General features: G+C 71.5%; 8 protein-coding genes. 6 read left to right on the top strand and 2 right to left on the bottom strand.

Translation table 11 applies throughout. The features are described from left to right. Nucleotides 1-98 precede the first annotated feature (98 nt). Both ACFWGZ_RS17175 and ACFWGZ_RS17170 read left to right on the top strand, forming a co-directional pair. A complete protein-coding gene (locus ACFWGZ_RS17175) occupies nt 99-2,075 on the top strand; it encodes an RICIN domain-containing protein (RefSeq protein WP_382452486.1) in 1,977 nt (658 codons plus the stop codon). Next, entirely contained in the window at nt 2,062-2,973 is a 912-nt protein-coding gene (locus ACFWGZ_RS17170) for a cellulose binding domain-containing protein (RefSeq protein WP_382452485.1), read from the top strand. Before ACFWGZ_RS17175 ends, ACFWGZ_RS17170 begins: the two co-directional genes overlap by 14 nt. Here ACFWGZ_RS17170 and ACFWGZ_RS17165 read toward each other — a convergent pair whose 3' ends face one another. Beyond that, the gene (locus ACFWGZ_RS17165; protein ID WP_382452484.1) at nt 2,974-3,954 is read right to left on the bottom strand and encodes a LacI family DNA-binding transcriptional regulator; all 981 of its coding nucleotides are present in this window, start codon (nt 3,952-3,954) and stop codon (nt 2,974-2,976) included. A gap of 73 nt (nt 3,955-4,027) precedes the next feature. On the opposite strand from ACFWGZ_RS17165, the gene ACFWGZ_RS17160 reads away from it, so the two are divergent. Continuing rightward, nucleotides 4,028-5,203, top strand: coding sequence for an MFS transporter (locus ACFWGZ_RS17160; protein ID WP_382452483.1), 1,176 nt, complete (start codon nt 4,028-4,030; stop codon nt 5,201-5,203). 56 nt (nt 5,204-5,259) lie between these two features. Here ACFWGZ_RS17160 and ACFWGZ_RS17155 read toward each other — a convergent pair whose 3' ends face one another. Continuing rightward, on the bottom strand, nt 5,260-6,144 hold the full coding sequence (locus ACFWGZ_RS17155) for a DUF1963 domain-containing protein (protein ID WP_382452482.1): 885 nt from the start codon (nt 6,142-6,144) through the stop codon (nt 5,260-5,262). Between the two features lie 243 nt (nt 6,145-6,387). On the opposite strand from ACFWGZ_RS17155, the gene ACFWGZ_RS17150 reads away from it, so the two are divergent. Genes ACFWGZ_RS17150 through ACFWGZ_RS17140 form a run of 3 tightly spaced genes read left to right on the top strand, consistent with a single transcriptional unit; the run spans nt 6,388 to nt 10,315 of the window. Next, the gene (locus tag ACFWGZ_RS17150) at nt 6,388-8,565 is read left to right on the top strand and encodes a pectinesterase family protein (protein WP_382452481.1); all 2,178 of its coding nucleotides are present in this window, start codon (nt 6,388-6,390) and stop codon (nt 8,563-8,565) included. Next, nucleotides 8,562-9,437, top strand: a complete 876-nt coding sequence (locus tag ACFWGZ_RS17145) for a carbohydrate ABC transporter permease (RefSeq protein WP_382452480.1) — start codon at nt 8,562-8,564, stop codon at nt 9,435-9,437. The genes ACFWGZ_RS17150 and ACFWGZ_RS17145 overlap by 4 nt, the downstream gene beginning before the upstream one ends. Continuing rightward, nucleotides 9,434-10,315 (top strand): carbohydrate ABC transporter permease, encoded by an 882-nt coding sequence (locus ACFWGZ_RS17140; protein WP_382452479.1) that lies wholly within the window; start codon nt 9,434-9,436, stop codon nt 10,313-10,315. The genes ACFWGZ_RS17145 and ACFWGZ_RS17140 overlap by 4 nt, the downstream gene beginning before the upstream one ends. The last annotated feature ends 6 nt before the right edge of the window (nt 10,316-10,321 follow it).

Here is a 10,321-nt window from a genome sequence, read left to right as displayed (position 1 = left end):
CTGCCGGACGGTACGCGCCACCGTCCGGCAGGACCTTGACGCGTCAGTAGGTTCTCGATAGATGTTAGCGCGAACATCGCGCGTTCTACGGAGAACCGATGCCCAGACTCCTCGCTCTGCTCGCCGTTTCGGCGCTCACGCTCCCCACCGCCGGCCCCGCCGTCGCGGCGGCCGAGCCCGTGGTGGTGCGACCGGACCCGACCTACCAGCAGGAGCCGTTCCAGGGCTGGGGAACGAGCCTGGTGTGGTTCGCGAACGCCACCGGCGGCTACCCGGACGAGATCCGGAACCGGTTGGCGGAGCTGCTCTTCGGCGCGGACGGGCTCAACCTGAACATCGCGCGATACAACATCGGCGGCGGCAACGCGCCGGACGTGCCGCAGTACCTGCGCGCCGGCGCCGCCGTGCCCGGCTGGTGGAAGGCCCCCGCCGGCACGACCCGCACCGACACCGACTGGTGGCGGCCCGGCGATCCGCGTTTCTTCGACGCCGCAGCCGATCCGCGGCAGCGCTGGTGGGTCGACCGGATCAAGGCCGACGTGACGCGCTGGGAGTCGTTCAGCAACTCGCCGCCGTGGTTCCAGACCGTGAGCGGCTACGTCTCCGGCGGCTTCGACCCGAACACCGACCAGCTGCGCGAGGACCGGATCGGCGACTTCGCCGCCTACCTCGCGCAGGCGACCGCGGAGCTGGAACGCTCACACGGCATCCGGTTCGCCACCGTCGACCCGTTCAACGAGCCCAACACCCCGTACTGGCGCACCACTCTCGGCCCGGACGGCAACCCGACGGGCGGCCGCCAGGAAGGCGCCCACCTCGGTCCCGCGCTGCAGGCGAAGGTCGTGCCCGCGATGGCGGAAGCGTTGCGCGCCAACGGTGTGCGGGCCGCCGTGTCCGCCCCGGACGAGACCAACCCCGGCATCCTCGCCGACGACTGGGCGGGCTACCCGGCGTCGGTGCGGGCACAGGTCGGCCAGGTGAACGTGCACACCTACGGCACGGCAAGGCGCACCTCCGCCCGGGACATCGCCAAGGGCGCGGGCAAGCCGTTGTGGATGAGCGAGGTCGACGGGCACTGGGGGACCGGGCAGAGCTTCACGAGCATGGACCCCGGCCTCGGCATCGCGGAGCGCGTGATCGACGACCTGCGCGAGCTGGAACCGCGCGCCTGGCTGCTGTGGCAGGCGGTCGAGGACTACGACAACATGATCCCCGGCGCCGAGTCGCCGGACGGGATGAACTGGGGCGTGGTGCAGATCCCGTTCGACTGCGGGCCGCGGGACACGCTCGCCACCTGCCCGGCGCGGGTCAACACGAAGTTCCACGCGCTGCGCAACTTCACGCACCACATCCAGCCCGGCGACCGGCTCGTGAAGGTGAACACGACGACCGACGTGGCGGCGGTGCGCGGGACCGGGCTGAAGTCCGTCGTGCACCTGAACAAGTCCGAGCAGGCGCAGTCCGTGACGCTGGACCTGTCGGCGTTCGCGTCGGTGCGGCCGGGTGCCTCCGTGCGGCCGGTCGTGACGGACCAGAACGGCGCCTTGGTGAAGGGCGCCGCGGTGCGCGTGCAGAACCGCAGGGCGACGCTCCCGGTGCCCGCCAGGTCGGTCACGACGTTCGAGGTGACCGGGGTGGGCGGGGTGGACAGCGCGGCCGCGCTGGGCGGCGAGTACCGGCTCACCGGCGTGCAGAGCGGCAGGTCCCTCGCGCCGTCGGGAACGGCGCTGGTGCAGCGCACCACCGATCCGGACGCCGCGGACCAGGTGTGGCGGGTGGAACGGCGTTCGGGCGGCTGGGGCAACCGCGCCCGGTTCTCGGTCGTGAACGCCTCGACGGGCCAGCGGATCGCGGCGTCCGGCGGTGGTGTCGTGCTGACTTCGTCCGACGGTCCCGCCGCGAGGTGGGTGCTGTCGTCCACGGGGGACGGGACGTGGACGTTCGTCAACGCCGGCGACGGGAGCCTGCTCGACGTGACCGGGGAGTCGCGTGAGGACGGTGCCCCGATCGGGCTGTACCACGCGACGTCCGGGGCGAACCAGCGCTGGTCGGCGGTCTCCGTTGCGCGCGGTTAGCGCCCTGGCGGCGGTGCTGCTCGCCGGAGCCTGCACGGCGCCGCCGCCACCGCCGCCGTTCCCGACGCCCGCCGGCACGCCCTGGAAGCCGCCCACGCTGGTGAACCAGGAGGTGCGCTGGCAGGGCGCGCTGCACTTCGTGCGGGACGTGCTCGACGGCCGGACCGTCGAGCTGGCCGACGGGGTGCGGGTGCGGGTCGCGGGCCTCGCGACCCCGGCGGACTGCGCCGCCCCCGGCGCGCTCTCCTTCGCCAGGACGACGTTGCTCGCCAGCGCCGTCCGCGTGACCACCTCCGCGCCCGGCGAGGTCGACCTGACGCTGGAGGACGGCACGGACTACGCGCTGCTGGCCGTGCGGCAGGGGGCGCTCAGGGCCGACGGCGGGCCGCTGGCCGCCGCCGAGACCGAGGCGGCCGCGGCCGACCGCGGGCTGTGGGGGCCGCCGTGCGACGGCCTCGACGCGGCGCCCACCCCCGTGGCGCCACTGCCGCCGCCCGTGACGACGGGAGTTCCGCGCCCGGTTCCGACCACCGGGGTCCCGGTCACGACACCTCCGGTCACGACGCGTCCGGCCGCGCGGACCTGCGCCGTGTCCTACCGGGTCACCGGCGAGTGGCCGGGCGGGTTCCAGGCGGAGGTGGTCGTGCGCAACACCGGCAGCGCGCCGATCGACGGCTGGAACGTGCGGTGGACGTTCGGCGGCAGGCAGGCCGTCACCGAGATGTGGAACGCCACGGTGCGGCGGTCCGGGCCGGCCGTCGACGCCGTGAACGCCGGCTACAACCCGCGGATCCCGCCGGGCGGGTCGGTGCAGATCGGGTTCAACGGCTCGGTGCGCGGCGGCAACCCGGTGCCGGACGCGTTCGCGGTGAACGGCAAGCCGTGCTCGGCGGGGTGATCACGCGCTGTCGCGCACGACGAGCGTGGACGGGTAGAACGTCGCTCCGCTGGTGTCGCGCCGGTCGAGCACGGAGATCGCCGCGGCCGTGGCGATCTCCTCGACCGGGTGCGTGCTCGTCGTGAGCGCCGGGCGGACGAGCCCCGCGAACGCGATGTCGTCGAACCCGGCGACCGCCACGTCGCCCGGGACCTGCAGGCCGAGCGCGCGCAGCCCGTCGAGGACACCGAGCGCGGTGAGGTCGCTGAGCGCGAACACCGCGTCGGTGTCCGGCCAGCGGGCCATGATCTCGACGGCCGCCTCGGCTCCGCGCGCGGAGGTGAAGTCGCCGGGCACGACCCTCGGCTCGCCGCCGCTGTCGCGCAGCACCCGCCGGTACGCCTCGACCGCCCTGGCACCGCACGGCAGCCACGAGGGACCCGTGACCATCGCGATCCGGCGCCGGCCGGAGCGCACCAGGTGCCGCACGACCCCGTCGGTGCCGGAGCGGTTGTCGACGTCGAACGACGGCACGTTCCGGGCGCCGACCCCGACCGCCGCCACCCGTCCGCGCAGCCCGCGCGGCACGGTCTCGAGCGCGGGCAGCGTCGGGTTCACCACCACGAGGCCGCCGAGCCCGCGCCCGTCGGCGAGCCGGGCGAGTGAACCGGGGTCGTCGAGGGGCAGCCAGTGCAGTGAGACACCGACCTCGCGCTCGGAGGCGACGTGCGCCGCCGATGTCAGCACGCGGCCGACGTACGGGTCGTCGAGCACAGCGGCCGTGTGCCCGATGACGGCGATGGCGAGTCGTGTGCCCGTGCGGGTGACCAGCGCGCGTGCCGACGCGTCCGGCACGTAGCCGAGCGCGGTGACCGCTGCGGTTACCCTGTCGCGTGCCCTCTGCGATGCCGGTCCCTGTCCCGTGACGACACGGGAGGCGGTGGCCCGGGACACGCCGGCGGCCCGTGCCACGTCGTCCAGCGTGGCGGTGTGTTCGGTCATCTGAGCAGTATTGCGGTGGAAGCGCTTCCATGTGTGGGGTAAGCACTTCATGTATCGAGAAAGGAGAACCGGGATGTCGGTCACCGTGCCCCGCAGCCAGGTTCGAGCCGCCGCCGCGGGCGTGGCGGTCACCTTCGGGCTGAACGGTGTCGCCGTGGCGACCTGGTTCGCCAGGGTCCCCGCCGCCCGCGACGCCCTCGGTCTCACCCCGGGAGCACTCGGCCTCCTGCTGCTCTCCATGTCGCTGGGCGCCTGCCTCGCGATGCTCACCGCGGGCGAGGTGACCCACCGCCTGCGGCCCAAGCTGACCGTCTCGGTCTCGGCCGTGACCGTCGCGGTGGGACTGGCGATCGCGGGCGTCGGCATCGGCGCGTACCCGTCCGCGGTGCTGACGGCGATCGGCATCTTCACGCTCGGCTACGGCTCGGGCACCTGCGACGTGGCGATGAACGTCGAGGCCGCGGAGGTGGAACGCGCGATCGGCAAGACCGTGATGCCGCGCTTCCACGCGATGTGGAGCCTCGGCACGGTGGCGGCGGCCGGCATGGCGTCGTTCGCGGCGTGGGCCGTGCTGCCCGTGACCGCCCACCTGGCCGTCGTGGCGGCGGTGGTCGCCATCGGCACGCTGGTGGCGGCGCGCACGTACCGGTTCGCGGCCGAGGCGGAGCACGGCAAGGGCAGCGGCGTCCTGGCGGCGTGGCGCGAACCCCGCACCCTGCTGATCGGCCTGCTGGTGCTGGTGCTGGCGTTCACCGAGGGCACCGCGAACGACTGGGTGGCGGTGGCGTTCATCGACGGCCACGAGTTCGACCCGGCGCTGGGCGCGCTGGTGTTCGGCGTGTTCGTGACGACGATGACGTTCGGCCGGATCTTCGGCACGGTCCTGCTGGACCGGTGGGGACGGGTGCGGGCGATCGCGCTGTCGATGGTGCTGGCCGCGGCCGGCGTGGCGGTGGCGGTGTTCGCCCCGTCCGCTCTCGTGGCGGTCGTCGGCGTCGGCGTGTGGGGTCTGGGGACCGCGCTCGGATTCCCGGTCGGGATGAGCGCGGCGGCCGACGACCCGGCTCGTGCCGCGGCCCGGGTGTCCGTGGTCGCCGTCATCGGGTACACGGCTTTTCTGGCCGGGCCGCCGCTCGTCGGGTTCCTGGGGAACGAGGTCGGGGTGCTGCGGGCCCTGCTGATCGTGCCGGTGCTGTTGTTGCCGGCTTTGGCGCTGGTGCCGATGTTGAAGCCGGTCCAGTCCGAGTGACCTGTTCGGGCGTGCTCGTGGATATCGCGTCATGAGCGCGCCCGAACGGCATTCGGCTACTCCGTGAACATGGTGAACGAGCGCATCTCGTCGAACCGCCGCGCCACCAGGTCATCGAGCTTCAGCAGGAAGCACCCGTAGTAGAACTCGCTCTGCGTGCGGAACTGCGCGAACGTCACCCATTCCCGGTTCAGCCGGCTCTCCTCCTCGTGGCGCAGCCGGGAGCGTTCCTCCCTGGAGAGGTCGGCTCCCGTGCCCTCGACGGCGCCGTACGACATCTGCGTGAACGGGCCGTCCGAGCTGCCGAGCTCGCTGCAGTGGCCGCCGAAGCGCAGCGGGGAGCCGTGCTCGCGGGACGGCCAGAGCTCCTCGAGGAGCTCGCGCAGCTGCTCGACGTGTTTCATCCCGTCGAGCAGCTGGTTCACGGCGGCGGGCCTGAACCTGGGGTCGCGGTCCTCGAACCAGTCCGGCAGCTCCGGCTGGACCCACGCGGTGATCGGGCGCTCGGGGACGAGGAACGGCAGGTGCTCGCAGAAGTGCGTCCTGCTGTCGGGGTCTCGTGGCGACGGCGCCACTTCGGTCTCCACGCCTGCCGGGACGTGGATGACCCGCGAGTAGTCCGACGTGCCTTCGTCCTCCATGGCTTCCATGTCTTCCTCGTGGTGCAGGAAGAAGAGCAACGTCCCGTCGTCCGGCAAGGGCAGGCCCTCGGCGCGGGGGAGGGCAGCGCAGTCCACGGAGCCGATGAACGGCAACGGGTCCGGCCATGCCGTGCCCACCGGTAACCGGGGGAGTCCGCCGAGCTGGCCGACGACCTCGTCGCCCTCACCCGCGGTGTCCGTCCAGACCGCGAACCGGAGGTACTCGGTGAACTCGCCGACCTCGTCCTCCGGGATTCCCCGGTCGATCGCCGCCTGGCGGAACTGTTCGTAGCGGTTCATGGCGGAGCATGATCGCAGATCGGTGGGAGCGCTCTCCCGAACTGGTGTCATTTCGTGGTCGATCAGTTCCCGATCTACTTCACGGAGAATTCGACTTCATTCGACTCGAAAGTCTGTCGAACACCGGGACGGGTCGTCGAATGAATTCACTTCGTTGACGCACGGCGGACGCGTTCGTAATACTCGTTTCACGATCGTGGACGGTGTTCAAGAATGTGAATCCTTTCTGAAGGGTATCCCGTCATGCGGCTTTTCGTCAGCGCGCTGGTTCTCGCCTGCGCTTGTACCGGTGCGGTCCCGGCGCACGCCGCCCCCGACCCGGCCCGGCAGGTGCTGAAGGCCGGCGACGGCTGGGCCTCCAGCGGGCCGGGCACCACCGGTGGCGCGCACGCCCCGGCCGGGAACGTGCACGAGGTGCGGACCAGGGACGAGCTCGTCGCCGCTCTCGCCTCGCCGGGGCCGCGGATCGTCCGGGTCCGTGGCGTCATCGACGCGAACACCGGGCCTGGCGGGACACCGTTGAGCTGCGAGGACCACGCGACCGACGGCTACACGCTGCCCGGTTACCTCGCCGCCTACGACCCGGCCACCTGGGGATGGGAACGCGAACCCGAGGGGCCGCTGGAGGAGGCGCGCAAGGCGTCCGCGAAGAAGCAGGAAGCCGTGATCGCGCTGAACGTCCAGTCCGACACCACGATCGTCGGGGTGGGCAGGGGCGCCGGGATCACGGGCGGCAGCCTGCGGATCCACGGCGTGAGCAATGTGATCGTGCGCAACCTGACGTTCCGCGACACGCACGACTGCTTCCCGCAGTGGGACCCCACCGACACCAGCCCCGGCTCACCGCCCGGGAACTGGAACTCCCTCCACGACTCGGTGTCGGTGCAGCGCTCCGAGCACGTGTGGGTGGACCACAGCACGTTCACCGACGAGCCCAACCTCGACAGCACCCAGCCGCTCCACTTCGGACGGCCCTACCAGGTGCACGACGGGCAGTTCGACATCACCAACGGCGCCGACCTCGTCACCGTGTCGCACAACGTGTTCGCCGAGCACGGCAAGACCATGCTGATCGGCTCGTCCAACTCGTCCACGACCGATCCCGGCAAGCTCAGGGTGAGCGTTCACCACAACGTCTTCCGCAACGTCCTGGAACGCGCGCCGCGCGTGCGGTTCGGGCAGGTGCACGTCTACAACAACCTCTACGAGGGCGCCCAGACCTACAGCTGGGGCGTCGGCGTCCGTTCCCAGATCTACGCGCAGAACAACTACGTCAAGGGCATCGCGCCCGAGAAGGTCGTCTACAACTGGGGCGGCACGGCGCTCACCGACGTCGGCAACCTCGTCGACGGCCGCGCGGCCAGTCTGGTGAGCGCTCACAACGCCGCCAACCCCGGCAAGGAGCTCGGCACCGACGCCGGGTGGACCCCGGCGCTGAACCGGGGCCTGGAGCCCGCGCACCGGGTCCGGCACCTGCGGGCGGGCGCGGAACCGGCGGGACACCACCTCGTCGTCGGTCAGGGCTTCGCCAGCGTCCAGGCGGCGATCGACGCCGCACCGGCCGGCGGTGTGATCACGCTGCCGAAGGGCGTCTACCGCGAGGTCGTCAAGGTCCCGGCCGGCAAGCAGAACCTCACCATCCGGGGAGCCACCGGCAACGCCGCCGACGTCGTCATCGACTTCGACAACGCGAGCGGCACCAAGAAACCCGACGGCACGACGTACGGGACGACCGGCAGCGCGACGGCGACGCTCGCGGCGGACGGGTTCACCGCGCGGGACCTCACCTTCCGCAACTCCTTCGACCGCGCGAAGCACCCGGAGATCACCGCCACGCAGGCCGTCGCCGTCAAGGCCACCGGCGACCGGATGCTCTTCGACCGCGTCCGCTTCGAAGGCCACCAGGACACCCTCTACGCCGACACCGCGGCCGTGACCACGCGGGCCCGCCAGTACTACCGCGACTGCGCCATCACCGGCGACGTCGACTTCCTGTTCGGCCGGGCGACGGCCGTCTTCGAACGGGCGACGATCACCGCCCTCAACCGCGGCCAGGACCCCAACGGCTACGTCACCGCCGCGAGCACGCGCCGGGACAACCCCTACGGCTTCCTCGTCGTCGACTCGACGATCCGCAGCGACGCCTCGCGCGGCACCTACTTCCTCGGCAGGCCCTGGCACCCGAGCGGTGACCCGGACGCCATCGCCCAGGTGGTCGTCCGCAACACCGAGCTGACCGCGGCGATCAAGGCCCAGCCGTGGACGGACATGTCCGGCTTCCCCTGGCGCGGCGCGAGGTTCGCGGAGTACCGCAACACCGGGCCCGGCGCCGGCACGGGCGCGGACCGCCCGCAGCTCACCGACGACCAGGCGCGGCAGCACACCAAGGCGGCGTACCTGGGCGGGTGGAACCCGGCGTGAGGACCCGCACGTGGGCGCCGTACGCCCTGATCGCCCCGACGCTCGTGCTCATGGCGGTCTTCCTGGTCTACCCGATCGCGAGCGTCGGCTGGTTCAGCCTCCGCCAGCACACCGTGACGCAGCCGTGGAAGAACGGCTTCATCGGCCTGGAGAACTTCCGGCGGATGCTGTTCGAGGACGAGCTGTTCTGGCAGAGCCTCGCGTTCAGCGCCCAGTGGGTCTTCGTCGAGGTCGGGCTGCAGCTGGTGCTGGGCCTGGTCCTCGCGCTGATCGTCAACGAGACGTTCGTCGGCCGTGCGCTGGCCCGGTCGCTGGTGTTCTCGCCGTGGGCGGTGTCGGGCGTGCTGACGACCGGCATCTGGATCCTGCTCTACAACCCGTCCACGGGCGTCTTCCAGCAGCTCGCGCAGTGGGGGATCGGCGATCCCGGCACGTCGGTGCTCGGCGACCCGGCGACGGTGTTCCCCGCGACCGTCGTCACCGAGCTGTGGCGCGGGGTGCCGTTCTTCGCGATCCTGCTGCTCGCCGACCTGCAGACCATCCCGAACGACCTCTACGAGGCCGCGAGCGTCGACGGCGCGGGGCGGTGGCGGCGCTTCGTGAGCGTGACGCTCCCGCACCTGCGCGACGCGATCGTGCTGTCCACGCTGCTCAGGGCGGTGTGGGAGTTCAACAACGTCGACCTGATCTACACGCTCACCGGTGGCGGGCCGGCGAACCAGACCACCACGCTGCCGCTCTACGTCGCGCGCAAGGCCGTCGACTCGCACGACTTCGGCTACGGCTCCGCGCTCACGATGGCGGGCTTCGTGATCCTGCTGTTCTTCTCGATCCTCTACCTGAGGCTGTCCAAGTTCGGGAGCCGGGCATGACCCAGACCCTCACCCGCCCGCCGACGACCGAGCAGCCGCCTCCGGCGCCACCGAAGCGCAGGAAGCAGCGCGACCCCAGCCGGTTCTTCCGGCTGCACCTGCCGCTCGCCTTCTACCTGTTGTTCACGCTCATCCCGTTCTACTGGATGCTCGTCTTCGCGTTCCGGCCGGCGGGGGAGACCGCGCTCGTGCCGTGGCCGATCACGTTCGAGCACTTCGACACCGTGTGGAACGGCATCGAGTTCGGGCTCTTCTTCCAGAACAGCCTGATCATCGCGCTCGGCACGCTGGTGGTCGTCACCGTGTTCGCGCTCATGGGCGGCTACGCGCTGGCGCGCTTCCGGTTCCGCGGCCAGCGCCTGTTCCTGCTGGCGTTGCTGTGCACGCAGTTCATCCCCGGCGCGATGCTGCTGATCCCGCTGTTCGTGATCTTCAAGACCGCCGGGCTGCTCAACAGCCTCACCGGCCTGGTCGTCGCGGACACGGCGTTCCAGCTGCCGCTGGCGCTGATCCTGATGAGCGGGTTCGTGCGCAACGTGCCGGTGGAGCTCGAAGAGGCCGCGATGGTCGACGGCTGCTCGCGGCTGCGCGCGTTCTTCGCGGTGACGCTGCCGCAGCTGCGCCCGGCGCTGGTCGCGGTCGGGTCGTTCGCGTTCATCGGCGCCTGGAACAACTTCCTGTTCGCGCTCATGTTCGCGAGCCGGCAGGACAAGTTCACGCTGCCGGTCGGGCTGAGCTACGCGCTGGGCGAGTTCAACACCGACTTCGGGGCGCTCGCCGCCGGCGGTGTGGTCGCCGCCGTGCCGGTCGTGCTGGTTTTCGCCGTGGTGCAGCGGTTCCTGGTGCAGGGACTGAGCGCCGGAGCCGTCAAGGGATGAGGAGTG

The sequence above is a fragment of the Lentzea sp. NPDC060358 genome (assembly GCF_042725365.1).
Taxonomy (GTDB): Bacteria; Actinomycetota; Actinomycetes; order Mycobacteriales; family Pseudonocardiaceae; genus Lentzea.
This window is presented reverse-complemented; position numbering and strand designations above follow the sequence as displayed.